Raw genomic sequence first — 25,394 nt, forward strand, 5'->3', positions numbered from 1 at the left:
GCCGCTCCCCGGCTACCTCGTCCACCTCACAGATCGCCTGAACCGCTCACCGGGCTGGATCGTGGAACCGTGCGGGAACAACAGAGGTGGACAGCAGCGCATCCCGGCCGCCACCGTGCACCGCTCCGCCAGCACGGCGCCTGCGCCGATCACCTGCGTCCCTGAACCAATCACCCGCCGCCGGAATACCTCGGATTCGGCGCTGTCCCAACGACTGGACCACTATGCGGACTTGATGGCACGAGCCTGTGATGAGGTCCGTGATGCCGATATTCCCGTCCCGTGTGAAACTCATGTCGGGTCGTGCATCACTCACCGGTTGGCCGCGGCTCGATGACCGTCCGCCCGCTGGCCCGCGCGCTCAGTCCGCTCCCTGAGGAATCACTGCCCGGCCTGCTCCTGCGGCTGGCCTACCGCATGGAGTGCTCTCCCGCCAGGGCTGCACGCCTGTGCGGACTGATCCACCGTCAAAATCGGCTCCCAGGCGAGTACCTGATCTCCCTGCCCGCCGAGCGGATCGGGCCATTCGCCGCGGCCGCCCGCTTGAACGTGGAGGAGGCCCACGCACTGACGCTGTCCTCCTTTGCTGCCGTCTACCCGCCCCTGGCATCCGTTCGGATCGACGGCAGCCGCAACACCACAGCCGCGCGGAAGTCGTGGGCTGCCAGCATTTCCAGTCGATACTGTGCCGCCTGTCTGTCCGGGGACGGAAGTCCCGTCCAGACTCTCTATGGCGGTCCCTGGAAACTGCGCTGGCATCTTCCCGTCGCGTACGCCTGCGTCAGACACCGCACCTTGCTCTCCCATACTTGCCCCAGTTGTGGGGGTACACCGAATCGGCCGACGAATACAGAGCGCCAAGGTCTGATCACGCACCGCACCACGAGCGGGTTGCACCCGGCCCAATGCCGGCGCCCTGTGCCTGATGTGCCCGGCGCTCCGGCCGTATCCTGCGCTGCCCGCCTGGACCACGACCGCCAGGCCGCGCGCGTGCCCGAAGCCGATCTGTCCGTTCTGCTTGCCCTGCAGCACCGCATTGATCAGCGTCTGATGTGCGATCAATCCACCGCTGATGCAGGCCAGTCTGCCCCAGACCGCTACTTCTTTCCCGACCTCATCGTCACTGCACATCTGATCCGGCTCAGCTGGCCAGACGGCGCGGGACACGCTTCCTCGACGTCGCTGGCTGACCTGATCGACCGCCACGTTTCCTCCGCTGCCGCTCGCCGCTACACCCCTGAGCCCGACGGACGCATGCCCATCGCCTGGGATGCCCCCGAGGACCCAGCGGAGTGCGCGGCGGTACTCGTTGCCGCCGACAGCCTCCTCGGTCACGAGCAACGCGATAACGCCCGGATGACCGATCACGTCCGGCCGCTCGCTACGTCCGCGTTCAGCCGTAATCCGGCCAACATCGGGGCCTCTTTGCGACGCATGGACGTCTCCCCTGCGATGGCACGTGCCCTGCTATGCCATACCCAGGGTTTCTACCGCGCCGGTGGCCACCGGCACGCGCGGCAGCTCCTTCCCTCACGCCAGAGCCGCTTCCGAATCGAGCACGTGCCTGCTCTCCTGCCGCAAGAGTGGCTCTCCGCCCACTTCGACGACCTGTTGTCCCACTGGGCGCACCACACAGACTGGAAGGTGCGGCACCTGCGGCGCGTTTCAGCGCTCAAGCTCGCGGAGATGAGTGGCGGTGGCACCTGGCCCGATTGCGCGAAGACTCTCCACATCCCGTGGAACACTGCGCAGCAGTCCCTCAAAGTCATCCGGCAGGAGTTGAATTCACACGACCTGTGGTCGGACTTTGAGCGGTCCGTCGAAAGTGTGGCCAGCCAATTGGACTGGGACACAGATCGTGTTCACTACGGGCGACGCCGGGAGCTTCTTTCGTACTGGCAAGTTCCGGCTGGTGACTGGGCCGAACTGTGCCGCGACTCCGAGCAGTTCGGCCAGGGGGCCACCTCCCCCACCCGTGACACCGCGACCGTGCTGATCTGGACTCATGTCACTCAGGGCGATCACCTTCACAGCCCCATGCTCTGCGCCCTGAGGGAATCGGGCTGCAGCACCCAGCGCCTGGTCGCGTCGATCAACCAGCTCCGCACCCCAGCCAACCGCAAGGGCAGCAAACGCGAGCTCCTGCGCCGCCTCGAAACGTACTCCGCCGTCCTCGCTACCGCCTGCGACCAGCGCACTGACACTGCTGCGATCACAACCACCTTTTCCACTCCCGCCGGTACCAACGAGGCGGGCCGGATGCTCGCTCCCGTCGCCCGAGCACTAACGGGAGCATCTCTGTGACCTTCCGTCCCTTGGCACGGAGCCTGGCCCCGTTGCCGGAAGAATCACTGCCTGGCTTCCTGCTACGGCTCTCCAGCCGACTCGAGATCCCTCCCCGTTGGCTCGCGGTCCGATGCGGCCTTATTGAACGCTCAGTACACAACGCCCGCATTCCAACCTTGCTCCTGCAGGATCTCCCAGGCGCTATGGCCCAGAACTTCGCCCTGGCCACGGGGCTGGACCTCGCCGAAGTCAGCGCGCTGACATTGAGACGGTTCCAGCCTCATTACTCGCCCCTACGGACCGCGTATCGCACCCCGCACCGTACGACCACCATGCTCAGCGCTCGCTGGGCCATGGAGTTCTCACCGCGCTATTGCCCCCCGTGCCTGCGCGGCAACGGGAGCGCGATCCAACAGGCATGGGGCGGACCCTGGAAACTGCAATGGCATCTACCCGTGGTCTTCGCCTGCCCCCAGCACCACCGTCTGCTGGAATCGGCCTGCCCAGGCTGCCAACGGCAGCTCAACACCTCCAGCTCGGGACGCTTCAACCTAGTCACCAGCCCCGGCACGCGACTGCACGCATTGCAATGCCGCAATCGCACCGAGGACGCGGCGCACAAGGCCCGAGGAAATCGCCGCTGCGGCACCCGGCTGGACCGCCTCGACCATGCCTCAGGCCCACCGCCTGGCCTGATCGCCTCCGACCTCGACCGGCTGCTCGCCCTCCAACACCGCATCGACCGGCGCCTCTTCGGAGACCAACAAGAGCCGGACGGCAACTCGTACTTCGAAGACCTGCTCCTTGCCGCACACCTGATCACTCTCAGCTGGCCGACCGCTGCCGATCTCATCCCCTCTCGCTCTCTGCAGGCACGTCTCGACGAGCACGCGGCACCGATCACCGAACTGATCCAGGCCAGCCAAGTCACGGGCCTACCCTCGCGGCGCTCCGGTACCCGTGCGGCCCCTGCGGACACCACGCAACGAGCAGCGCTGCTGCTGGCGGCCGACACTCTACTCGGCGAGCACGACCAGACATCCCTCCGCGAACAGGTCCGGCCGTTGGTCCAAACCGTCCGGTCCCATGCCCCGATGTTCTACGGCCAGATCGCCCGGTCGCTCAACATCTCCCCTCGTTTCGCCCAGGCCCTGGCCACCAAGAGCTACGGCACTCACGGGCACCGCAGCCTGCGGACACCGGCCCGCAAGCACCGGTTCTCGGTTGAGGAGGTCCCGGCCTACCTGCCGAAACCTTGGTTCGACACCTACTTCGATGGCTTCCTCGATCACATGCCAGAAGACCAACGCCCCAGGGTGCGCGCGCTGCGCCGCGCCGCCTCTATCCGGCTCGTGAGACTCATCACCGGCGCCTCCTGGCCCCGATGCGCCGAGGTCCTCGACCTGACTCCGAAGATGGCCGCCAAGCTCATATTCAGCCTCGCCAAGCGCTTCGATCCTATTAAGCTGTGGTCTGAGTTCGACCGACGAGTCGACCAAATCGCAGATCACCTCGATGTCACCCAGGACCGGATCAACTACGCGAACCGCCGCCAGCGCCTGGCCGAGTGGCGCATGGCGAGTGAAGAGTGGCACCTTCTGACTGCCGGCATCCCTCGCCTCCGCAGACTTCACGAGCAGGGCGACCCTGAGATTGGAGCCGCCCTCGCATGGAGCGGAGCCACTCAGGGCGAACCTGTCCACAGCCCAGTCATCCGTGAATCCGAGCGCAACGGCGGTGACGTCACCTTGCTCACCAGGGAACTCTCCGTTCTCCAGGGAGACGACTTGCGCGGTGCCCGGCTCCATCTCCGTAGACGTCTCGACGTCTACGCGGCGCATCTGGCGAACGCCTGCGACCGTGGGGCCAGCCTCCAGGTCCGCATAGACGACATCCTGATCCGGGGCTGACCTTAGCGTGAGGATCACAACAGGCCTCACCCTGGGGGACGAAGCAGCGAGCAGTTCTGCTGGCGCGGACGCCTGAGACTAGACACGACTCGGGACTCCCTGCGACCAGAATCTGCGCCTCCGTGTCTCAGTACGCACGATCATCTAGTAGGAGACACGAGCCCACAGCACGCCCGAACCTCACCAGCCCTGAGGAAGCAGCAGGTCAGCCGCCTCAGACAGTCTGCAAGCCAGGTCCGCTACCCTCCGGTCTGCACCTCGCTACGGTGCCAACTGTCCCGCTTTTGTGCCAACTAAAAAGCCTCGTCACAAGAAGGCTAGCGCCGCACCCGTGGCATTCCCAGGCCGATCCAGGAAATGATCTCCCGCTGGATCTCGTTGTTGCCGCCGCCGAAGGTGAAGATCACGGCGGAACGGTAGCCCCGTTCGAGCTCGCCGTGCAGAACGGCGCCCGCCGAGCCCTCCTGGAGTGCGCCGGGCGCTCCGACGACCTCCATGAGCCAGCCGTAGGCGTCCCGGCGGGCCTCGGAGCCGTACACCTTCACGGCCGAGGCATCCTGCGGGGTGAGGGTGCCGTTCTGGAGGGCGCCGACCATCTGCCAGTTCAGGAGCTTGAGCGCGTCGAGTTTCACATGGGTCTGCGCCAGCCTCCGGCGCACCCAGGGCAGGTCGACCACCCGGCGGCCGTCGGCGAGCTTGGTCTCGCCCGCCCAGCGCTGGACGTCGTGCAGCGCGCGGATCGCCATCGTGCCGTGCGCGGCGAGGGTCACGCGCTCGTGGTTGAGCTGGTTGGTGATCAGTCGCCAGCCCTGGTTCTCCGCGCCCACTCGCCGCGAGACGGGGACGCGGACGTTCTCGTAGTAGCTGGCGGTGGTGTCGTGCGAGGCGAGCGTGCGGATGACGGTGCAGGAGTAGCCGGGATCGCCGGTCGGCACCAGGAGCATGGTGATCCCCTTGTGCGGCGGGGCCTCGGGATCGGTGCGCACGGCGAGCCACACCCAGTCGGCGGTGTCGCCGTTGGTCGTCCAGATCTTCTGTCCGTGCACGACGTACTCGTCGCCCTCCCGCACCGCGCGCGTCTTGAGTGCGGCCAGGTCGGTCCCCGCGTCGGGCTCGCTGTAGCCGATGGCGAAGTCGATCTCGCCGGCGAGGATCTTCGGCAGGAAGTACGACTTCTGCTCGTCCGTGCCGTAGCGCATGATCGTCGGTCCGACGGTGTTCAGCGCCATGAGGGGCAGCGGCACGCCGGCCTGGGCGGCCTCGTCGAAGAAGACGAACTGCTCGATGGGCGTGAGACCGCGCCCGCCGTACTCCTTCGGCCAGCCGACGCCGAGCCAGCCGTCCTCGCCGAGGCGCCGGATGGTCCGGCGGTAGAAGCGCTTGGCGGCGGCGGGGTCGGCGTGCCGGGCGTAGGCGTTGTCGGGCACCAACTCGGCGAAGTAGGCCCGCAGTTCGGTGCGCAACCGCAGTTGCTCGGGCGTGTGGTCGAGGTGCACGGCGCCTCCTGGCTTCCCAAGGCCGGTGTCCTGACGGCGCACACCGTAGAACGTGTTCCAGAAATTGGGAATGGCGAGGGGCCGGTCGGCGCGAAAAGCGACCCGGCGGTCTTGGCGTCGCTGGGCAGTCTCAGCGTCCAGGCGTCCAGGCCTCTTGGCGTCGCCCGGAGAGTCAGTGCAGCGTGTCGATGAAATCGGTGCAGGCCTGGGCGCAGGCGCGGCACGCGGCCGCGCCCTCCTCGGCTCCCGGCTGCCGGTCGAAGACGTGCGCGCACTCCAGGCAGACGGTCCGGCACCACTCCAGCTGCGCCCGGATGCCGGCCTCGTCCGTCGCGCTCTCCTCGGACAGCACACGGCAGGTCGCGTCGCAGACCTCCGCGCACATGATGCCTTTGCGTCGCACCAGTTCCTGGTGTTCTCTTCCGTCCGGATCCACGAGGCTCGCCCGCAGCGCGCTGGCTCGCGCACACTCGGCGCACGCCTGGGCGCAGGCGAAGCGGTCCTCCAGGAACCGGAAGAGTTCCTGTTGGGATGTCGTCGTAGTCACACGGGGCGGGTAGCCGGGGAGCCCGACGCCAAACCCCCCGGAGGCGCCGCCGCCGACGAAGCCGACGGGGCCTTATGGGCGATTCGCGGCCTTTTATGTGGGTATTCACCTGATATGACTACCGCAAGCCAACAGCTGGCCGCCGCGAGCGGCCTGCTCAGTCTCGCGCTGTTCGTGGTCGGCATGGCCCTCCTCGCGGTGCTGGGCGGCGCCTTCTGGCTGGGCGCGCGCGTCAAGTCGCGCGAGTCGGCACGACCGCGCCCCGAGGATCAGCCGCACCTCCCGCCGGGCGGCGCCGTGCACGAGATCCGCGAGAACCGGGAGCCCGACGAGGTGCCCCGGATGGCGGAGGGCGGCCGTCCCCTCACCCCGTACGAGCTCACCAACATGCAGACCCGGTCGAGCACGGACAAGAAACGTCCGCGCTGGAGCCGGGGCAGCAGCGGCTCGTTCGGCGGAGGCGGTCTGGGCGCCCACTGAACCGTTCCCCGAACCGCTGCCCCGCGGCGCGGCTTCCTGGTACCTGCCCGGCCGGCACTCGTTCCGGATGCGGGGAGCCGTCGGTCCGGCGCTCCGGGCCGCCGACCACCGGTGGGCGCCCGGTCAGGTTCCGACGTAGGCCGCGAGGTGCTCGCCGGTGAGAGTGGAGCGGGCGGCGACGAGATCGGCGGGGGTGCCCTCGAAGACGATCCGGCCGCCGTCATGGCCCGCGCCCGGGCCGAGGTCGACGATCCAGTCGGCGTGCGCCATCACCGCCGGGTGGTGCTCGACGACGATGACCGACTTGCCCGAGTCGACGAGGCGGTCCAGCAGGCCGAGCAGCTGCTCGACGTCGGCGAGGTGCAGGCCGGTGGTCGGCTCGTCCAGGACGTACACGCCGCCCTTGTCCGCCATGTGGGTGGCCAGCTTGAGCCGCTGGCGCTCACCGCCGGACAGCGTGGTGAGCGGCTGTCCGAGGCTCAGGTAACCGAGCCCGACGTCGGAGAGACGGGTCAGGACGCGGTGCGCCGCCGGGGTGTTCGCCTCGCCCGCGCCGAAGAACTCCACGGCCTCGGCCACCGGCATCGCGAGCACCTCGCTGATGTCCCGCCCGCCGAGGCGGTACTCCAGGACCGACGCCTGGTACCGCTTGCCCTCGCACTCCTCGCAGGGGGTGGCGACGCCCGCCATCATCGCCAGGTCGGTGAAGACGACGCCGACGCCGTTGCAGGTGGGACAGGCGCCCTCCGAGTTGGCGCTGAACAGCGCGGGCTTCACGCCGTTGGCCTTCGCGAAGGCCTTGCGGATCGGGTCGAGCAGCCCGGTGTACGTGGCCGGGTTGCTCCGTCGCGAGCCGCGGATCGCACCCTGGTCGACCGAGACCACGCCCTCGCCGGGCGGCACCGAGCCGTGCACCAGCGAGCTCTTGCCCGAGCCGGCCACGCCGGTGACGACGACCAGCACCCCCAGCGGGATGTCGACGTCCACGTCGCGCAGGTTGTGCGCCGACGCGCCCCGGATCTCCAGCGCGCCGGTGGGCTTGCGCACCGTCTCCTTCACACGGGCCCGGTCGTCGAGATGGCGGCCCGTGATCGTGCCGCCGGCCCGCAGCCCTTCGACGGTGCCCTCGAAGCAGACGCTGCCGCCCGCCGTGCCGGCGCCGGGGCCGAGGTCCACGACGTGGTCGGCGATCGCGATCGTCTGCGGCTTGTGCTCCACGACCAGCACCGTGTTGCCCTTGTCCCGCAGCCGCAGCAGCAGGTCGTTCATCCGGCTGATGTCGTGCGGGTGCAGCCCGGTGGTGGGCTCGTCGAAGACGTAGGTGACGTCGGTGAGCGAGGAGCCGAGGTGGCGGATCATCTTGACGCGCTGGGCCTCGCCGCCCGAGAGCGTGCCCGAGGGGCGGTCGAGAGAGAGGTAGCCCAGGCCGATCTCACCGAACGAGTCGAGGGAGTGCTGCAGCGCGGTGAGAAGGGGTGCCACCGACGGATCGCCGAGTCCGCGGACCCACTCGGCAAGGTCGCTGATCTGCATCGCGCAGGCGTCGGCGATGCTGACGCCGTCGATCTTCGACGACCGGGCGCCCTCGCTCAGCCGGGTGCCCTCGCACTCCGGGCAGACGGAGAACGTCGTCGCCCGCTCGACGAAGGCGCGGACATGCGGCTGGAGGGCGTCGATGTCCTTGGAGAGCATGGACTTCTGGATCTTCGGGATCAGGCCCTCGTACGTCAGGTTGATGCCCTCGACCTTGATCTTCGTCGGCTCCTTGTGGAGCAGGTCGTGCAGTTCCCGCTTGGTGAACCTGCTGATCGGCTTGTCCGGGTCGAAGAAGCCGCAGCCGGAGAAGATACGGCCGTACCAGCCCTCCATGCTGTAGCCGGGGATCGTCAGCGCACCCTCGTTGAGGGACTTGCTCTCGTCGTAGAGCTGGGTGAGGTCGATGTCCGAGACCGAGCCGCGGCCCTCGCAGCGGGGGCACATGCCGCCGGTGCGGGTGTAGGTCGCCTTCACCGCCTTCTTGGCGCCGCGCTCCACGGTGATCGCGCCGCTCGCCCGCACGGAGGCGGTGTTGAAGGAGTAGGCGCTGGGCGGGCCGATGTGCGGCTGCGCGAGCCGGCTGAAGAGGATGCGCAGCATCGCGTTGGCGTCGGTGGCCGTCCCCACGGTGGAGCGCGGGTCGACGCCCAGTCTCTGCTGGTCGACGATGATCGCGGTCGTCAGCCCTTCGAGCACGTCGACCTCGGGACGCGCCAGGTTCGGCATGAAGCCCTGTACGAAGGCGCTGTAGGTCTCGTTGATCAGCCGTTGCGACTCCGCGGCGATCGTGTCGAACACCAGCGAGCTCTTGCCCGAACCGGAGACCCCGGTGAACACCGTCAGCCGGCGCTTCGGGATCTCGATGCTGACGTCCTTGAGATTGTTCTCGCGCGCCCCGTGCACCCGGATCAGGTCGTGCTCGTCGGCGACATGCGGCTCGGGCGCGGGCGCATACGTCCTGTCGACCTTGCTCATCGTCTCTCCATCCCTCGTGCGGGCCGCCCGGTCCGTGTCGGCGCCGCCCGGCTCTTCCCTCGGACGCCACGCTAGCCGGGGCACGGGACCCGGCGCTTCTCCCATCCTGACCGGTTCGGTGGCGTTCAGGTTCAGACAGGCCGCGGACAGTAAACGACAACGCGGTGCGAGGACGGCTCGAAGGCGCTGGGATGGCCTGATTCGTCGTGCAGGATGAGGTGGGACATGGCCGAGGTGATGCGGGCGGAACCGGCGCGGCGCACAGGAGCGGGGGCGGGGGAGGGCGCTGCGAAGCAGAACGTCGAGCAGGGCGTGAGGCAGGACCTGGGGCAGGACCCGAGGCAGGACGGCGAACAGGACGCCGAGCGGGACACGAGGACGGACGTCGAGCGGAACGCCGAGCAGAAACGGTGCGGCTGCCCGGCGCCCGCGTCGGACACCGCGCTCGGCGGGGCCGAGGAACGCTTCCGGGGACTCCTGGAGGCGGCGCCGGACGCGATGGTGATCGTCGACGACACGGGCGTCATCAAGCTCGTCAACGCCCAGACCGAGGCGCTGTTCGGGCACGGCCGCGAGGAACTGCTCGGCTGTCCGGTCGAGTTGCTGATCCCGCACCGCTTCCACGACCAGCACACCGCGCACCGGCGCGGGTACACGACCAACCGCCAGGTGCGTCCGATGGGCGCCGGCCTCGAACTGCACGGGCTGCGCAAGGACGGCACCGAGTTCCCCGTCGAGATCAGCCTGAGCCCGCTGGAGACCGCCGAGGGGCTGCTCGTGTCGGCGGCCGTGCGCGACGTGAGCGACCGCAAGGCGGCCGAGGCGCGCATCAACGAGCTGGCCGCGCTGGTGGAGTCGTCGCAGGACGCGATCCTCGCCAAGACCCTCGACGGGTACATCACCTACTGGAACGCGGCCGCGCAGCGCCTGTACGGCTACACCGCCGAGGAGGCCATCGGCCGGCACGTCTCGCTGCTGGCCCCGCCGGAGCTGCGGGGCGAGGTCCGCGAGCTGCTCAAACGGCTGCCGCACGCGGAGAAGGTGGAGCACTACGAGACGCTGCGGATGACCAAGTCCGGGGCGCTGCTGGACGTCGACGTCACGTTGTGGCCGACCCGGGACACGCACGGCAAGGTGGTCGGGGCCTGCGCGATCGTGCGCGACATCAGCGACCGCAAGCGCGCGGAGGCCGAGCTCACGGTGCTGTACGAACAGCAGCGGCACATCGCCCTGACGCTCCAGCGCAGCCTGATGGGCACGCCGCCCGCGCTGCCCGGCCTGGCCACCGCGAGCCGCTACCGGCCCGCCACCCAGGGCGCCGGGGTGGGCGGCGACTGGTTCGACCTGATTCCCCTGGGCGCCGACCGGGTGGGCGTGCTGATAGGCGATGTCATGGGCCGCGGGCTGGAAGCGGCCGCCGTGATGGGCCAGTTGAGGTCGGCCGCGCACGCGCTGGCCAAGACCGGGATGCAGCCGCGCCAGCTGATGCGGGCGCTGGACACCTGCGTCGCCGACCTCGACGTCCCCGACCAGCTCGTCACCTGCTGCTATCTGGTGATCGCACCGGACGCGGGCACGGTGACGGTCTGCTCGGCGGGGCACCTGCCGGTGCTGGTCGCCGGGGCCGGCGAAGGCATCAGCCGGCTGCCCAGTCCGGTCAACACGCCGCTGGGCGTGGGCGACGTGGTGTACGAGCAGTCCAGTTCGGAGATACCGCCGGGGGCCACGCTGGTGCTCTACACGGACGGCCTCATCGAGACGCCGGGCAGCGACATCGAAGTGCGCATCGACGAACTGACCCGTCTGCTGTGCCAGTTGTTCATCGGCACGCCGTGTCTGGAGGCCGCGGCGGACCATGTCCTCGCGGGTCTGCTGCCGGACGCCGACGGCCACAACGACGACGTCACCCTGCTGCTCGCGCAGTTGCCCGCCGCTCCGCTGGCCGCCGTCACGACGCACCTGCCGGCCGTCCCGGCCTCCGTGCCGCAGGGGCGTGCCTTTCTGCGCAAGGCGCTCATCGGGTGGAACTGCGCGGACAGCGCCGACGACGCGCTCCTGCTGCTGTCGGAGACGCTGACCAACGCCGTCCAGCACGCCGCGGGCCCGGTCGGCGTGCATCTGCGCCGCACGGCCACCGATCTCACGGTCGAGGTCAGCGACCGCAGCCCGCATCTGCCCCAGCCGCGCACGGCGGTCGAGGACGAGGAGTCGGGCCGCGGCCTGATCCTGGTCCGGGGCCTCGCCGCCGGCTGGGGGGTGCGGCCGACGGACGAGGGCAAGACGACCTGGTTCACGCTGAAGCTGTGAGCCCCCGGTGCGGACCGCCGTGGGCCGGCGCCAGGGCGTCGAGGTGCGCCTGGACGTAGGGCACGGCCACGGCGTGCAGTTCGCGCTCCCCGTCGACGAAGGCGGGCTGGACGTTGACCTCGAAGACGACCCCGCCGTTCTCCGCGGCGAGGTCGACGCCGGCGAAGGGCAGCCCCACGGACGCGGTGGCCGCGACGGCGAGTTCGGCGAGCCGGGGCGGGAGGTCCGCCGGGGCGAGGTGCACGGCGGTGGCCCCCTGGCAGGTGTTGCACGGGGTGTCGGTGGCGGGTTGCAGGTGCTCGCGGGCGTGCACGACCCGGTCGCCCAGGACGAACACGCGGAACTGGTGGCGCAGGCCGTCGGCGGTGACGTTGCCCGCGTCGCGGGACAGGAGCCAGTCGGTGCCGCGTTCCTCGTAGTAGGCGGCGGCGCGCTCCAGCCGAGCCGGGGTGTCGACATGGAAGGTGTCGTTGCCGCCGGTGCCGACGACGGGCCTGGCCCAGGTGTCGCCCCCGAGGCGCTCGAACACGTCGGCCGCCTCCCTGGGGGAGGGCCGCGACAGCACCGCGGTCTCCATCTGGGCGATGCCGTCCCGCAGGAAGCGTTCGACGGTGAGGTTCTTCTCGGTGGCGGTCCGCCAGGCGTCGGGACCGGCGGCGAGGGTCACCACACCGTGGCTCTGCAGGAGCCGCTGGAAGCCGGCGAGGGCACGCCGGTGGTGCGGCGGGATCTCGTAGAGCAGGACGACGTCCGGCACGAAGTCCAGCCGCTGCTCGGGGACCCGCAGGCGTAACCGGTTCCCGTGCCGGATGCCTCGGCCGGTTCCGCCGGTCGCGAAGTGCCGGGAGTCGACCCGGACGGGCGGTGCGCCGGTCAGCAGTTCCACGGCGTCGGCGAGGTACTCACGGCAGCCTTCGGGCGAGGTGGGGTCGGCGATCAGGGCGATGCACGGTCGGGACACAACGGCCTCCAGGGGCTCTCGACTGGCGCTCGAGCCGCGGGCGGCCCACGCGCGGCCCGAGCGGTGTCACGGATGGTGCCTGTCGCGTGGATGGTCGTCGCACCCGTCGCCCGGGGAGCCGCGCCGGTGTGCGGAGCCGCGCCGGGTCCGGACGGCGCCGGACGGGGACGGGTGACCACGAGAAGGGTGGGGCTCGCCCCGCCGATGCCGCGCGCGGGGCTGGCCGACCACTGTAGGCACCCGGCGGGACGCCGTGCCAGGGCGCACGGCGGTCCGCCTCCTGCCCCTCGTCCTGCGCCGTCCGCCCCGGTCCGTGCGCCCTGCCGGGCCGCGGGTGGACTGCGGGTGAGCAGCGGGTGGGCCGTCGCCTCAGCAGTCCCAGGCCCGGTCGGCGGCCTCGGGCGCATCGAGTGCGTCGGTGAGCCGGGCGGACGGCGCTCGCGGGTCGACGGGTACCTGGGGTTCCCTTCCCGGTCGGGTTGGCTCGCAGGCGTGTGCCGGGCCGTACCTGCCCGCCGTGCCGCGTCCGCCGGGTACCCGACAGGGCCCGGCGACCCATAGGGCGGCGCGGAGCCGTCCGTAAGGAGGGCGTCCGCCGCCCGGGGGGGGCGTCCGCTACCCGCGCGAGGCCGCCCTGCCGGCGTCGAGGCCGTCGACGTGGGCCACGTTCTGCCGGTCCTCGGCGTCCCCTCCGCCCTCAGCGGCGAACCATGCGTCCAGGATCTCCTTCAGCAGCGGCTCGGAGGTCAGGCGCAGACTGAGGGCGAGGACGTTGGCGTCGTTCCAGCGGCGGGCGCCGTCGGCGGTGTAGGCGTCGACGCACAGCGCGGCCCGGACGCCGGCCACCTTGTTCGCGGCGATCGACGCGCCGGTGCCGGTCCAGCAGCACACCACGGCCTGCTCGCAGGCGCCGTCGGCCACGTCCCGGGCCGCGGCCTCCGAGCACACCGCCCATCGCGGGTCGTCGCCGGTGCGCAGCGCGCCGTGCGGGACGACGTCGTGCCCGCGTCCGCGCAGTTCGGCGACGAGGGCCCGGGCCACTGGCTCGTCCATGTCCGAGGAGACGGAGATCCGCATGCCAGGGAGCCTACTGAGCGCGGGCCGGCGCTGTCGCCCCTGGCGGCGTAAGTCGGCCAGGCCGGCGCACGACGCACCGGCGGTCCGCAGCCGAGCAGGCGGCGACGGGATCACCGTGGACCGGATCGTCGTCGACACCGGCGGGCTGCCGGCGGCGTGTCCGGCGCCGCCGGAGAGCTGCCACCCGGCCGTCGACCCCGACCCGCGCACCGGGCCCGGTCCGGACGCGCCCGACCGGTGACATCGCGGGGCCCGCCCCGGGCTGCCGGGACGTCCCGGGGACGGCACGGCAGCGGCCGTCCGGACGGTGGGAGCGAGCCGGGCGGGACCGAGGCGGGGCGGGGCTCGCCGGAGGCCAGGTCAGGGCGTCGGGATGCCCGCCGGGCCGGTCCGGCGGGCGGGGCGGTCGAAGCGGACCGGGACGCCCGGCGAGTACAGGACGCTCACCGGGTCCCGCGTCGGCGCCGGCAGGCCCGCCGCCGCGATCAGGTCCTCCTCGCACTCCACCAGGTCGGCCCGGTGCAGCGGCCAGCGCGGATGGGCGTTGGGCAGGTACATCGGGCGGCCGAAGAAGGCGCTGTGCAGGCCCCAGCGCGCGGTCAGGAAGTGCTCCAGCGCGGTGGGTTCCGCGATCCGCGCGCCCACGCGCACGGTGATCCGGCTGCGGGCGCCGCGCGGAGCGGGCCACCGGCGGCGGCTGGTGTAGGCGACGGTGTCGCCGTCGGCGTGGATCGCCATGCGCGACCACGCGTAGGGCAGCCGGAAGCCAGCCCGCGCAACGGCCACCGGCACCAGCCGGGAGGCGTCCAGCGAGCGGAAGACCACGCCCCGGCGCCCATGCGCGTCCACCGAGTACAGACGGACGTTCGTCTCGGGGAAGGAACCGAGATAGGGCACGCCCGGCAGGCGGAACCAGCCCACGCGGTGCATCCGGAACGCCACCAGGCCCACGTAGGTGACGCCGTCGAGGGTGTCGGGGACGGTCCCGGGCGGCAGCAGCCCGGCCACGTCCGCCGGGTCGGCCGCCCAGTGCAGGAAGGTCAGGTCGAGCCAGGACTGCGTGAGCAGCGGGCGCGCTATCGCGCCAGGGGCGTCGGGCGTGACGGGGTGCGGGACCGGGGCCGGCGGTGTCTGCGGCACCGCTTCAGTATCACAGAGGGCCGGGCCGGACGGTCGGCCGCTGTGGCTGAGGACACATGTCGTTCCCCGGGGATCGCGGGCTACGGTTCTCCGCAGCCCCCACCTTCTCCGCAGCCCCTCCGCTGCCCTCCCCCGCTGATCTTCCGACCTTCGCCGCTCTTCGCTGGCGCACACCCCGGACGGCCCGCCTTGTTCGCTGACCTCTCCCCCCTCGTCGCCGCCACCACGCAGTGGCTGACCCGGGCCTACCCGCCGAGCGGCGGCGCGCTCGCCGGCGCCCTGTGCGAGGCGCAGGCCCGGCAGGCGGCGACGGTCGCGGCCCGGCTGCGCTATCCGACCGCCACGGACGCCGCCCTGGTCGGCCTGGCGGGTCCGGGCGGCTCGGGCCGCCTGGACTGGATCAGCGGCGCGGACACCGACGACGGCCTGTCCGCCGCCGACCATGCCTGGCGGACCTGGGTGGACGAGGTGGTGGCGAGCTGGGCGGCCTGTCTGCTCGGCGACGCGGTCCTGGCCGCCGAGGCGGTGGCCGCGCTCGCCGGAGGCGACCACGGAGCGGGGACTCCGCCCGGCTTCCGGCGCCTGGTCGCACCCGACGACCGCGACCTCGACGCGGCGGCGCTGCTGCGCCACCCCGATCTCCTCGCCCCCGTGGCCGGCCTCCACCGCGCGCGTCTCCTGGAGCGCCTCGGACGCGGCCGGGCGCTCGTCGCCTGAGGCCACGCCCGCCCGGGCCGGCCCGCTCGTCTCACTCCAGGTAGGCGGGGGCGACCGCGGAGGTCATCAGCGGGCGGGCCGCGCCGGTTCCGTCGGCGGGCACGCTCCACAGGTCCGAGCCGTAGTCGCCGGGGAGGGCGTAGACGAGGGTGGCGTCGTCGGCCCACAGGGCCTGGTCGTCGATGTTGCGCGCCTCGGCGGTCGCCGTCTCGCGCATCGTGCGCAGATCCAGGACGTACAGGCGCCAGGGCGCGTCCGGCGAGGCGCCCTCGACGCGTTTCTTGTAGGCGACGCGGGTGCCGTCCGGTGAGAGGGAGGGGCATTCCACGTTGCGGTGCACGGTGGTCAGGGTGCGCGCGGTGAGGTCGCCCCGGACGAGGTAGGTCCGGCCGCCGGTCGCCAGCGTGGCGTAGAAGCGGGTGTCGTCGGCGAAGGTGACGCCCCAGACGTTCATGTCGGCGGCCTCGTAGGAGCGGCCGTCCTTGACGACGCGGAAGGTCTCCAGGTTGTCGTCGATCTTCCAGGTGCGGGTGTCGACCACGGCCGTCCGGGTGGAGAAGTCCGTGCCGGCGTAGGAGTCGCCGCTGACGAAGACCGTCCAGGCCACCAGATGCCCGGAGGGCGAGACGCGGGCCCGGGTGGGGATGCCCGCCGCCGGGAAGCGGTGCCGTTCCCGCAGGTGCGCGTCGAGCACCACCGCCCGGTAGCGGTCCTGCAGCGCGCCGTGCACGGCCTGCAGGCAGATGCCCGTGCCGGCCGCCGCGTGGAAGCGCAGGCACTTGACGCCCGACGCGGTGCGCGGACCCTGCGGACGGTCGGCGGGCACCGTGGCGATCTCGTCGCGGTGCGGGCCCCAGGCCAGGTTGCGCACCAGCAGCCGGCGTCCGCCCGAAGGCAGCAGCGAGACGGTACCGGCCCGCACGGCCGGACCGTCCGCCTGCTGCTGGTCGCGCAGCCCCGACCGGTGGGCGGCGTGCAGCACGGCCCCGGCGCCGACGGTCCCCAGCAGCAGGACGGCGGCCAGCAGGATCACGAGGCGGGTCTTTTTGGTCATGCGGGCACCTCGTCGGGGCTGCGCAGGACGAACGCGGCGACGACGGCGCTGACCGCCAGCGCGGCCGCGGTCAGGGCGAGCGCCGTGTGCGGGCCCCACAGGTTCCAGGCCGCGCCGAAGGCGAGCGAGCAGGCGAAGCGGGCGAGCGCCTGTCCGGTGCCGACCAGCGCCTGTCCGGCGCCCTGGTGCCGCGCCGGGACGGCTCCGGCGGTGGCGGCCGCCAGGACGCCGTCCGTGGCCGCGTAGAAGGCCCCGTGCAGCACGAGGACGGCGATCACGGCCGGGATGCCGTGCCAGGGGCTCAGGACGAGGCCGTAGCCGGCGAGCAGCACGCCGTGACCGGCCAGGAACAGCCGTCGGCGGCTGACCCGGTCGGCGAGGACGCCGAGGGGGACGGCCAGCGTGAGGAAGACGGCGGCGGTGCCCAGCGGCAGCAGCGGGAACAGGTGGGCGGGCAGGTCCGCGTCGCGCTGCAGCAGCAGGTACAGGAAGGAGTCGCTGACGGTGGTCAGGCCGAGCAGGGTGGCGCACGCGGTGAGCCGGCGCAGTCGCGGACGGCGCAGCAGCCCGAGCGCGTCGCGCAGCGTCGGCCGCTCCGGCTCGCGCGGCCGTCCCGGCGCGGGCGGCCGTGCGGACGTCGCGGAGGTGACGTGCCGGGGCACGAAGAGCACGAGCACGAGGACGCCGAGGACGGCGACGCAGCCGCTGACGGCGAAGACCGCGTCATAACCGTCGACGGTGGCCCGGAGCACGGCGAAGGCGGCGAGCGGGCCGAGCAGCGCGCCGGTGGTGTCCATGGCGCGGTGCACCCCGAAGGCCCGCCCCCGGTGTTCGGGCGCGGTGGCCAGCGAGATCATGGCGTCCCTGGGGGCCGTGCGCAGCCCCTTGCCGGTGCGGTCGGCCGCGAGCACGGCGCTGATCACCGGGAGGCTGTGGGCGAGCAGCAGCAGGGGCTTGCACAGCGCCGACAGGCCGTAGCCGAGGCCCGCCACCGCCTTGTGACGGCGTCCTCCCCGGTCGGCGAGGTGACCGCCGGCCAGCCGCACCAGCGCGCCGACGCCGTTGTTGATGCCGTCGAGGAGCCCGAAGCCGAGCGGCGACAGACCGAGGCCCGTGATCACGTACAGCGGCAGGACGGCGGTGACCATCTCGGAGGAGACGTCGGTGATCAGGCTGACCGCCCCCAGGGCCAGCACGGTGGCGGGCACGGCGGCCCGCCGCCGTCCCGGACCGGAGTCCGGGACGACGGGGGCCGCGGCGCCGCGGGAGTCCGCGAGGTACACCGGCGTCAGTTCCAGATGCCGGTGATGTCCGACGCCGAGGCGGCGTTGCCCGCGTGCGCGCTCAGCCCGGCCAGATCCTCCAGCGTGCGCAGCACGTTGTAGTGGTTGTAGGTGGTGGAGCTGGAGCTGCCGGGCGTGACGTGCTGTCCGTAGAAGAGGGTCGGGATGCGGTTGCCGGACAGCTTGTTGTCCTCGTCGAAGGTGACGGCGAGGATGCTGTTGTGGGTCGCGGCCCAGGCGGCGTACGCGCCCAGGTTGTTCTTGATCCAGGTGTCGCCGGTGGAGACCGAGCAGTCGTGCATGTCGCTGCACAGGTTCGGCACGACGAAGGACACCTTCGGCAGGGTCGTGTAGTCGGTCGGGAACTGCGCGAACGTCTTGGCGGTGTTCGTCGGCACGTTGGAGAAGCCGAACCACGGGTTGTGCTTCTGGGCGTAGTTGCCGCTGCTGCAGGTCGTCGAACCCTGGCTGGGCAGCGACTCGTTGTAGCTCGCCCACGTGTTGCCCGCGGCGATCAGCTCGGAGGCCAGGTTCGGCTTGGATATGGAGCCGACGGAGACGCAACTGTCGTCGGTGCGGCCCTGGTTGGAGCCCGAGAACAGCATGTAGTAGTTCGGCTCACTGGGGTGGGTGAGACCGTAGGACTGGGTGAGGTCGGCTCCGCCGGCCTTGAGGGTGTTGTTGAGGTAGGGGGCGCTGGAGCTGCCGATCACCTGCGAGTAGGCGTGGTTCTCCATCACCACGACCACGACGTGGTCGGGGGTGGGGAGCGTGGCGGCCTGAGCGGTGGAGGCCGTGGCGGCCCACACCCCGATCGACGTGGCGGTGAGGGCGACGGCGCCGGCGAGAGCGGCGAGGGGGTGTCTGGTGCGCTTGGGAGCCTTGACGGCGGCCATGACTGTCCTCCGGACAGAAGCGACGGTGGTGGGGGCGGCGGCGGCCGTAACCCTACGAGTCCGAAGCCCACTCTGAGTGAAGAGCAGACGAACGGCAGACCCCGCTGGGCAAAGGTCCCGCCAGACACCAGTAACGCACAGCAAAACTCCCCCGGCATCCCGTCGGCACCGACCAACACAACGGTGTTCCCTTGCCCCGACTCGCCTCGAAGGCACGGCAGTTGGCTTCCGTCACCCGCGCAGGCCTCCGCTGCGCGCCGATTCGGCCGGGGTCCTGTCCCCGATCGCCGCGCGTCGGCGTGTCCGGCAAGTGACCCAGACCGACCTGACGCGCAGAATGGAGGTGGTGCCGCATCTACTAGTCCCACTGGGAGGTATCCATGAGGATGCTGATCAACGTTCCCGAGACCGTCGTCGCGGACGCGCTGCGCGGGATGGCCGCAGCTCATCCCGACCTGATCGTCGACGTCGAGAACCGGGTGATCGTACGGCGGGACGCTCCCGTGGCCGGAAAGGTGGCGCTGGTCTCCGGCGGCGGCTCGGGGCACGAGCCGTTGCATGGCGGTTTCGTCGGGCCCGGCATGCTCTCCGCCGCCTGCCCCGGCGAGGTGTTCACCTCTCCGGTGCCGGACCAGATGGCGCGCGCCGCCGCGGCCGTCGACAGCGGGGCCGGTGTGCTGTTCATCGTGAAGAACTACACCGGTGACGTGCTCAACTTCGACATGGCGGCCGAGCTCGCCGAGGACGAGGGCATCCAGATCGCGAAGGTCCTCGTCAACGACGACGTCGCCGTCACCGACAGTCTCTACACGGCCGGGCGGCGCGGAACGGGCGCGACGCTGTTCGTGGAGAAGATCGCGGGGGCCGCGGCCGAGGAGGGGCAGCCGCTGGAGCGGGTCCAGGCGCTCGCCCGGCAGGTCAACGAGAGCTCCCGCAGCTTCGGCGTGGCGCTCAGCGCCTGCACGACGCCGTCCAAGGGCAGCCCGACCTTCGATCTGCCGGCCGGCGAGCTGGAACTGGGCGTCGGCATCCACGGCGAGCCGGGCCGGGAGCGGCGGCCGATGATGACATCGGGCGAGATCGCCGACTTCGCCGTCCAGGCGATCCTCGACGACATCACGCCCCGCAACCCCGTCGTCGTCCTGGTCAACGGCATGGGCGCGACGCCGCTGTTGGAGCTGTACGGCTTCAACGCGGAGGTGCAGCGGGTGCTGGCGCAACGCGGAGTGGTCGTCGCGCACACGCTCGTCGGCAACTACGTGACCTCCCTCGACATGGCGGGCGCCTCGGTGACGCTCTGCGAGGTCGACGAGGAGCGGCTGCGGCTGTGGAACGCGCCGGTGAAGACCGCCGGCCTGCGCTGGGGCGTCTGAGGCAGGGACCCGAGCCCGGACCGTACCGACCATGCAAGGAGATCACGTGCTCGACGCCGACTTCTTCCGCCGTTGGATGACGGCGACCGCCGCGTCCGTGGACCGCGAGGCCGACCGCCTCACCGCCCTCGACTCGCCCATCGGGGACGCCGACCACGGCAGCAACCTCCGGCGCGGATTCACCGCGGTGACCGCGGCGCTGGAGAAGGAGTCGCCGCCGACTCCGGGCGCCGTCCTGACGCTCGCGGGACGTCAGCTGATCTCGACGGTCGGAGGGGCTTCGGGGCCGCTGTACGGCACGCTGCTGCGCAGGACCGGCAAAGCGCTGGGCGACGCGGCCGAGGTGGACGAGCAGCAGTTCGCCGAGGCGCTGCGCGCGGGCGTGGACGCCGTGATGCAGCTCGGCGGCGCCGCGCCCGGCGACAAGACCATGATCGACGCGCTGGCGCCGGCCGTCGACCGCCTCGCCGACGGCTTCGGCGCCGCACGCTCCGCCGCCGAGCAGGGCGCGGAGGCGACGACGCCGCTCCAGGCCCGCAAGGGCAGGGCCAGTTATCTCGGCGAGCGCAGCATCGGCCACCAGGACCCGGGCGCGACCTCGGCGGCGCTTCTGATCGCCGCCCTCGCCGAGACCGAGGGGAAGTGAGGCGCCCGTGAGCACGCAGAAGCCGGTCGGGGTGGTGCTGGTGTCGCACAGCGCGCAGGTGGCGGAGGCCGTGGCCGAGCTGGCCCGGGGTCTGGCGGGCGGCGACACGGCGGTTCCGGTCGCCGCGGCGGGCGGGACGGAGGGCGGTGGGCTGGGCACCAGCGCCGATCTGATCGCCGCCGCCGCCGCCTCGGTGGACCGGGGCGCGGGCGTCGCGGTCCTCGCCGATCTGGGCAGCGCCGTCCTCACGGTCAAGGCGCTGCTCGCGGAGGGCGACGAGCTGCCCGAGGCCGCGCGCCTGGTGGACGCCCCGTTCGTGGAGGGTGCGGTCGCCGCCGTGGTCACCTCGGCGGCGGGCGCCGACCTCGACGCGGTGGAGGCGGCGGCCAAGGAGGCGTACACCTACCGCAAGGTGTGACACGGACGGCCGGCCCGGGACACCACACCTGGGGCCCCGGACCGGCCGTTCCCACGCGAGCGGGAGCGGCCGGTCCGGCGCCGGGTCCGGGAGCGGCCGGCCGGGGCCACGGGCCGTCCGGTCGCCCTTCGTCCTCTCACCCGTCCCCGTCCCCGTCGCCCGGTCCGGGGCCTTCGTCCGTCTCGGCGTCCGGGTCCGCGGGCGTCCCGGCGCCGTCGGTCCGGCCCGCCCGGGTCCCGGCCGCGCCGTCCGTCGCGCCCGTGCCGTCCGGGTCTTCCAGGGGCTCCTGGGCGACCGGTCCCGCGGCGGGCGCCCAGTCGTCCTCGGCGGCCCCCTCCTGCGGCGCCGTGCCGGCGTCGGTCGCCGGCGGCACGGTGGGCGCGGGCGTCGGCGGCTCGGCGGCAGCCGTTCCCTTGACGAACGCCCGCGCCAGCTGCTCCCCCATCGCCACCGCGGACGCGTGGCTCTCGATGGGCGTCGCCCGGGCGTTCTTGAAGACGATGTACGTGACGCCGGAGGGCGTGCCGCCGCCGTGCGGGTCGGGGCGGATGCCGAGCGCCGTGGCGGTGGCGTAGGACGCCTCGCCGATGATCTCGCGCGGTCCGATGTCCCCGACGACGGCGTACTCGACCCGGTCCCCGTAGACGACCGCCGCGACCGATCCCCCGCCCACCCCGTGGGCACGGTAGTCCCACACGGCGCTGACGCCGGGCACCACGATGTAGGGCAGCGTCTCGGCGCTCAGATAGCGGCCGTCGGACTGCTGGTAGGCGGTGGCGTCGGAGAACAGCGGGTCGGTGCTGCTGTTGCATCGGGGGCTCGGGCGGCCGTCGCAGTCGATGTCCATGTCGGCCGTCCAGAAGACCGCCTCGTCGGTGCCGCAGACCGCGACCGTGGCGGGCGCGTCGTCGTCGGTGCGGTAGCGGCCGCGTGAGATCTGGGTGCAGTCGCGGACCCGGGCCAGCAGGTCGGCGGCGCGCACGGAGCCCTCCTGCCGGGACGGGGCGGCTCCGGGGGCGGCCGCGGACGGGCGCACCGCGACGGAGGGGGTGGCCGGGGCCAGCAGGGCCAGGCCGGCCGCGGCCAGCGTCAGCGACTTGACGCGCACGATGCGGGACCCTCTCGTGAGGACGTTGACGGACACTCAGAACAATCTGGTGTCGACCTCACCACGCGGCCACTTGGAGGGGGCCGTACGGTGCACGACGCGCGGTAGGCGGCCACCGGGAGGCCCAACACCGTGTCCTGCGCGGTGGGGCGGGCCGGGAGGCGGCGCCGGTACGGCCTGCTGCTACCTTGCCGAGCCATGAACGACAGTGTGTACGTGGGCAACGCGGGCCAGGACGCCGCGCTGGACCGCGGGTGGCTGCTGGGGCATTTCAAGGACGCCTCCGATCCTCGGCACAGCGAGGCCGTGGAGATCAAATGGGGCGTCCATCCACAGGGCGACGAGCGGGTCCGGTGGGTGACCGGTGAGGAGCGCACCGCCCTCCTGGTCCTCGTCAGCGGGCGCTTCCGGGTGGAACTGCCCGGACGCAGCGTGCTCCTGGCCCGGCAGGGGGACTACGTCGTGTGGGGCCACGGCGTCGACCACTCCTGGTGCGCGGAGGAGGAGTCCGTGGTGCTGACGGTTCGCTGGCCCTCCGTCGCCGGCTACCGGGTGAACGACGAGGACGATCGCGTCCAGGGGGCAGGGGGGCAGGAGGCCGGGGGCCCGGCGACCGTCTCGGCTCCGGGCCCCCGGGCGACTCCGCCGGCGCGGGATCAGCGACGACAGCGGTCCGCGCCACCGGCATGAACTTCCGAGCCCTCAGGGAGAGTTCAGCCGCGAGGAGCTTCAGCATACGTAACGTCCGGGTGCGGTCGCCAACGGCGGCCCCCGCAACCGTCCCGTCCCCTTGATGTGCTCGCGCGACCACGCCATATTGGTCCGGACCATTGCCGCGATGCCGGGCCGGGAGGCGAAGCCGTGCGACGTGTTGCGCTGGGGATGGCGGGGAGCGGGCTGGTGGCGGCCCTGTCGTGCGGCTGCGCCGCCGCAGGCGGCTCCGACGAGGGCCGGGCGCCCGGCCCGCCCACCGGCGTCAGCGCCCGGGCCGGGAGCGCGACGAGCGTGCACGTGATGTGGAACGCGGTCGCCGCCGACCCGGAGGTCAGCGGCTACGAGGTGTACCGGGACGGGAGGAAGGCCGACGACGTGCCCGCCTCCGCGCACATGCTGGACGTCGTCCGGCTCGCCCCGTCCACCGTGTACGTCTTCACCGTGCGGGCCCGCGGCGCCGACGGGCGGCTGGGCCCGCGCAGCCGGGAGGTGCGGGCCACCACGCCGGCCGCCGCCGCGGACCACTCGGCCCCCACCCCGCCGGGCGGGGTCACAGGGCGGGCCGCCGGGAGCCGAGCCGTCCAGCTGTCCTGGTCGCCGTCCACGGACGACCGCGCGGTCGTGTCGTACGACGTCTTCCAGGGCGGCGCGAAGATCCACAGCGTCGGGGGCGGCCAGACGGCGACGGTCGTCACGGGGCTGCGCCCGCACACCCGCTACGCGTTCACCGTCCGGGCCCGCGATGCGGCCGACAACGTCTCGTCCGCCGGTCCGCCCGTGCGCCTCACCACCGCGGCGGGCGCCGACGAGGGGCCGGACACCGCGCCGGGCGGCTTCCGAGCCGCCTGCCGTCTCGCCGACGGCGCCTACTACCTCGACCTCTCCTGGACGCCGCCGCAGGTGGACGGCGTCGTCACGGAGTACCAGGTCGAGCTCGACGGGCGGCCGGCCACCTCGCTGGTCTGGGGCGGCGCCCCGCCCCGGGGAAGGGCGGCGTACAGCTTCTACGCGGGGCGGGACGCGGGGGTCGGCCATCGGGTGCGGCTGCGGGCCCGGCTGCCGGACGGCACATGGGGCGCGTTCTCGGCGCAGCGGGAGGTGACGACGGGCGGGCGGTGACGACGGGCGGGCGCGGGTGAGCGCCGCATGGGCCGTCCGGAGGAATCCGTCACCTGCCCGGGGGCAGCCCGGGTGCGGGGCGGACGCACGGCGCTTTGGCTGACCCTGAGGCAGCACGGGCGTACCCGATCCTCGGCGGCGCAAGGGATGTACCGCCAACCGTGCCGCCGCCGGAGGACATCCGATGCGCACTTCCCGTCTCCTCGTCCGCTCAGGGCTGACCGTGGCAGCCGCCGCCGCACTGCCCCTCACCCTGACCTCCGGGCCGGCCGCCGCCCGGGCCTCGGGCATCTCCGTCAGCACGACCGGCTCCACGGTGTCGGTGGTGACCGGCTCCTGCACCCAGATCAACGGCAGCTGGGGCACGGCGGCGCTGCTCAGCGGCAGCCAGGCGAGCTTCTCGCAGGGTCGGCAGGTGGCCCTGTCGGGGACGACCGCCGGGCAGTCCGCGGCCTGGTCGGCCGTCTCCCCCGGCACGTACACCGTCGTCGTCATGTGCTCGCGGGGCGACACCGCGGGCACCCAGTCCGTGATCGTCTCCGCCCCGTCCAGCCCGACGATCTCCGCGACGGCCTCGCCCTCGCGGGGGGTGATGGGCGGCCTCGGCGGCGCGGCCCGCGACTACGGCACCGTCACCATGGCGGTGGGCGGCGCGCTGGTGGGCGCGGGCGCCATCGCGGCGGCCTGGTTCCTGCGCCGCCGCTCGAAGCCGTACCGGTTCTGAGGCCCGTCACCGCCCCTGAGACCGTTCACGGCTCCTGAGACCGTTCACGGCTCCTGAGGCCGGTCCTCCGCGGCGGGCAATCCCGCCAGGGCCTCGGTGAGCCACCGCGTCCAGAAGGTCTCCAGCTCGATGCCGGCGCGCAGGACCAGGTGCTGCAGCCTGGCCTGCGCGCTGTCCTCGCCGGGCGGGAAGTCGCGCTCCTCGATCTCCTCGTACTCGGCCAACTGCCGCCGGTGCAGCTCCAGATGGCGGCGCAGGTCGGCCTCCAGGCCCGCGGTGCCGACGACGGCCGCGGCGCGCAGCCGCAGCAGCATGGCGTCGCGGTGCGGCTTCGGGTCCTGGGCGGCCGCCGTCCAGCGCGCGAGTTCGGCGCGGCCCGCGGGCAGGACCTCGTAGGCCTTCTTCTGCCCGCGGGCCGGCTGCTCGGCGGGCAGGGCGCGGATGTGGCCCTCGGCCTCCAGTCGTCCCAGTTCGCGATAGATCTGCTGGTGCGTCGCCGACCAGAAGTAGCCGATCGACCTGTCGAACCGGCGGGTCAGATCCAGCCCCGACGAGGGCCGCTCGAGCAGGGCGGTGAGGATCGCGTGCGGGAGTGACATGACGTCATCCTAGGGACGGGTCCGAGGC

The 25,394-nt window shown here is 72.3% G+C and carries 21 protein-coding genes and 2 pseudogenes; 12 read left to right on the plus strand and 11 right to left on the minus strand.

The genetic code is table 11. The features are described from left to right. Positions 1 to 303: 303 nt before the first annotated feature. The gene (locus Sri02f_RS18665; RefSeq protein WP_159106738.1) at positions 304 to 2,304 is read left to right on the plus strand and encodes a TniQ family protein; all 2,001 of its coding nucleotides are present in this window, start codon (positions 304 to 306) and stop codon (positions 2,302 to 2,304) included. Further along, on the plus strand, positions 2,301 to 4,196 hold the full coding sequence (locus Sri02f_RS18670; RefSeq protein WP_159106739.1) for a TniQ family protein: 1,896 nt from the start codon (positions 2,301 to 2,303) through the stop codon (positions 4,194 to 4,196). Before Sri02f_RS18665 ends, Sri02f_RS18670 begins: the two co-directional genes overlap by 4 nt. Before the next feature lie 317 nt (positions 4,197 to 4,513). Here Sri02f_RS18670 and Sri02f_RS18675 read toward each other — a convergent pair whose 3' ends face one another. Then, entirely contained in the window at positions 4,514 to 5,692 is a 1,179-nt protein-coding gene (locus Sri02f_RS18675; RefSeq protein WP_109002452.1) for an acyl-CoA dehydrogenase family protein, read from the minus strand. 172 nt (positions 5,693 to 5,864) lie between these two features. Then, a complete protein-coding gene (locus Sri02f_RS18680) occupies positions 5,865 to 6,239 on the minus strand; it encodes a four-helix bundle copper-binding protein (protein WP_109002453.1) in 375 nt (124 codons plus the stop codon). 114 nt (positions 6,240 to 6,353) lie between these two features. On the opposite strand from Sri02f_RS18680, the gene Sri02f_RS18685 reads away from it, so the two are divergent. Next, positions 6,354 to 6,719, plus strand: a complete 366-nt coding sequence (locus Sri02f_RS18685; protein WP_109002454.1) for a DUF6479 family protein — start codon at positions 6,354 to 6,356, stop codon at positions 6,717 to 6,719. Positions 6,720 to 6,842: 123 nt separating this feature from the next. On the opposite strand, the gene Sri02f_RS18690 is transcribed toward Sri02f_RS18685, so the two are convergent. Next, complete coding sequence (locus Sri02f_RS18690; protein ID WP_109002455.1) at positions 6,843 to 9,230, minus strand: ATP-binding cassette domain-containing protein; 2,388 nt, start codon at positions 9,228 to 9,230, stop codon at positions 6,843 to 6,845. Positions 9,231 to 9,455: 225 nt separating this feature from the next. On the opposite strand from Sri02f_RS18690, the gene Sri02f_RS18695 reads away from it, so the two are divergent. After that, positions 9,456 to 11,537 (plus strand): PAS domain S-box protein, encoded by a 2,082-nt coding sequence (locus Sri02f_RS18695; RefSeq protein ID WP_245970684.1) that lies wholly within the window; start codon positions 9,456 to 9,458, stop codon positions 11,535 to 11,537. Here the strand turns inward: Sri02f_RS18695 and Sri02f_RS18700 are convergent. Both Sri02f_RS18700 and Sri02f_RS18705 read right to left on the minus strand, forming a co-directional pair. Then, a complete protein-coding gene (locus Sri02f_RS18700; protein WP_109002456.1) occupies positions 11,521 to 12,498 on the minus strand; it encodes an ATP-grasp domain-containing protein in 978 nt (325 codons plus the stop codon). The genes Sri02f_RS18695 and Sri02f_RS18700 overlap by 17 nt on opposite strands. A 615-nt stretch (positions 12,499 to 13,113) precedes the next feature. Continuing rightward, complete coding sequence (locus tag Sri02f_RS18705; protein WP_109002457.1) at positions 13,114 to 13,575, minus strand: RpiB/LacA/LacB family sugar-phosphate isomerase; 462 nt, start codon at positions 13,573 to 13,575, stop codon at positions 13,114 to 13,116. Here Sri02f_RS18705 and Sri02f_RS41255 point away from each other — a divergent pair. Beyond that, entirely contained in the window at positions 13,574 to 13,816 is a 243-nt protein-coding gene (locus Sri02f_RS41255; RefSeq protein ID WP_159106740.1) for a hypothetical protein, read from the plus strand. The genes Sri02f_RS18705 and Sri02f_RS41255 overlap by 2 nt on opposite strands. Positions 13,817 to 13,935: 119 nt before the next feature. Here Sri02f_RS41255 and Sri02f_RS18710 read toward each other — a convergent pair whose 3' ends face one another. Further along, positions 13,936 to 14,715: a YqjF family protein gene (locus Sri02f_RS18710; protein ID WP_109002458.1), complete on the minus strand. Its 780-nt coding sequence runs from the start codon at positions 14,713 to 14,715 to the stop codon at positions 13,936 to 13,938. Positions 14,716 to 14,904: 189 nt separating this feature from the next. Between Sri02f_RS18710 and Sri02f_RS18715 the strand changes: the two genes are divergently transcribed. After that, on the plus strand, positions 14,905 to 15,432 hold the full coding sequence (locus Sri02f_RS18715; RefSeq protein WP_109002459.1) for a hypothetical protein: 528 nt from the start codon (positions 14,905 to 14,907) through the stop codon (positions 15,430 to 15,432). Positions 15,433 to 15,463: 31 nt separating this feature from the next. On the opposite strand, the gene Sri02f_RS18720 is transcribed toward Sri02f_RS18715, so the two are convergent. Genes Sri02f_RS18720 through Sri02f_RS18730 form a run of 3 tightly spaced genes read right to left on the minus strand, consistent with a single transcriptional unit; the run spans position 15,464 to position 18,665 of the window. Continuing rightward, entirely contained in the window at positions 15,464 to 16,486 is a 1,023-nt protein-coding gene (locus Sri02f_RS18720; RefSeq protein WP_109002460.1) for a TolB-like translocation protein, read from the minus strand. Then, positions 16,483 to 17,769, minus strand: coding sequence for an MFS transporter (locus Sri02f_RS18725; RefSeq protein ID WP_109002461.1), 1,287 nt, complete (start codon positions 17,767 to 17,769; stop codon positions 16,483 to 16,485). Before Sri02f_RS18725 ends, Sri02f_RS18720 begins: the two co-directional genes overlap by 4 nt. 5 nt (positions 17,770 to 17,774) lie before the next feature. After that, a complete protein-coding gene (locus Sri02f_RS18730) occupies positions 17,775 to 18,665 on the minus strand; it encodes an alkaline phosphatase family protein (RefSeq protein WP_109002462.1) in 891 nt (296 codons plus the stop codon). 380 nt (positions 18,666 to 19,045) lie between these two features. On the opposite strand from Sri02f_RS18730, the gene dhaK reads away from it, so the two are divergent. From dhaK to Sri02f_RS18745, 3 genes are read left to right on the plus strand one after another with little or no spacing between them, the layout of a single operon-like run. Then, entirely contained in the window at positions 19,046 to 20,038 is a 993-nt protein-coding gene (dhaK, locus tag Sri02f_RS18735; RefSeq protein WP_109002463.1) for a dihydroxyacetone kinase subunit DhaK, read from the plus strand. A 46-nt stretch (positions 20,039 to 20,084) separates the two neighbouring features. Next, on the plus strand, positions 20,085 to 20,684 hold the full coding sequence (dhaL, locus tag Sri02f_RS18740) for a dihydroxyacetone kinase subunit DhaL (RefSeq protein WP_109002464.1): 600 nt from the start codon (positions 20,085 to 20,087) through the stop codon (positions 20,682 to 20,684). A 7-nt stretch (positions 20,685 to 20,691) separates the two neighbouring features. Then, on the plus strand, positions 20,692 to 21,102 hold the full coding sequence (locus Sri02f_RS18745) for a PTS-dependent dihydroxyacetone kinase phosphotransferase subunit DhaM (protein ID WP_109002465.1): 411 nt from the start codon (positions 20,692 to 20,694) through the stop codon (positions 21,100 to 21,102). 406 nt (positions 21,103 to 21,508) lie between these two features. On the opposite strand, the pseudogene Sri02f_RS18750 reads toward Sri02f_RS18745, so the two are convergent. After that, positions 21,509 to 22,210, minus strand: a pseudogene (locus tag Sri02f_RS18750) (glycoside hydrolase family 75 protein); the annotation flags it as partial. A 198-nt stretch (positions 22,211 to 22,408) separates the two neighbouring features. On the opposite strand from Sri02f_RS18750, the pseudogene Sri02f_RS18755 reads away from it, so the two are divergent. The 3 genes and pseudogenes from Sri02f_RS18755 to Sri02f_RS18765 all read left to right on the plus strand — a co-directional run. Then, positions 22,409 to 22,774 (plus strand): annotated as a pseudogene (locus Sri02f_RS18755) (cupin domain-containing protein); the annotation flags it as partial. A 318-nt stretch (positions 22,775 to 23,092) separates the two neighbouring features. Next, positions 23,093 to 24,043, plus strand: coding sequence for a fibronectin type III domain-containing protein (locus tag Sri02f_RS18760; protein WP_109002466.1), 951 nt, complete (start codon positions 23,093 to 23,095; stop codon positions 24,041 to 24,043). A 184-nt stretch (positions 24,044 to 24,227) separates the two neighbouring features. After that, complete coding sequence (locus Sri02f_RS18765; protein ID WP_109002467.1) at positions 24,228 to 24,767, plus strand: hypothetical protein; 540 nt, start codon at positions 24,228 to 24,230, stop codon at positions 24,765 to 24,767. 44 nt (positions 24,768 to 24,811) lie between these two features. On the opposite strand, the gene Sri02f_RS18770 is transcribed toward Sri02f_RS18765, so the two are convergent. Beyond that, positions 24,812 to 25,366: a PadR family transcriptional regulator gene (locus tag Sri02f_RS18770; RefSeq protein WP_109002468.1), complete on the minus strand. Its 555-nt coding sequence runs from the start codon at positions 25,364 to 25,366 to the stop codon at positions 24,812 to 24,814. Positions 25,367 to 25,394 lie beyond the last annotated feature (28 nt).

The organism is Streptomyces rishiriensis, assembly GCF_003112535.1.
GTDB classification, from domain to species: domain Bacteria; phylum Actinomycetota; class Actinomycetes; order Streptomycetales; family Streptomycetaceae; genus Streptomyces; species Streptomyces rishiriensis.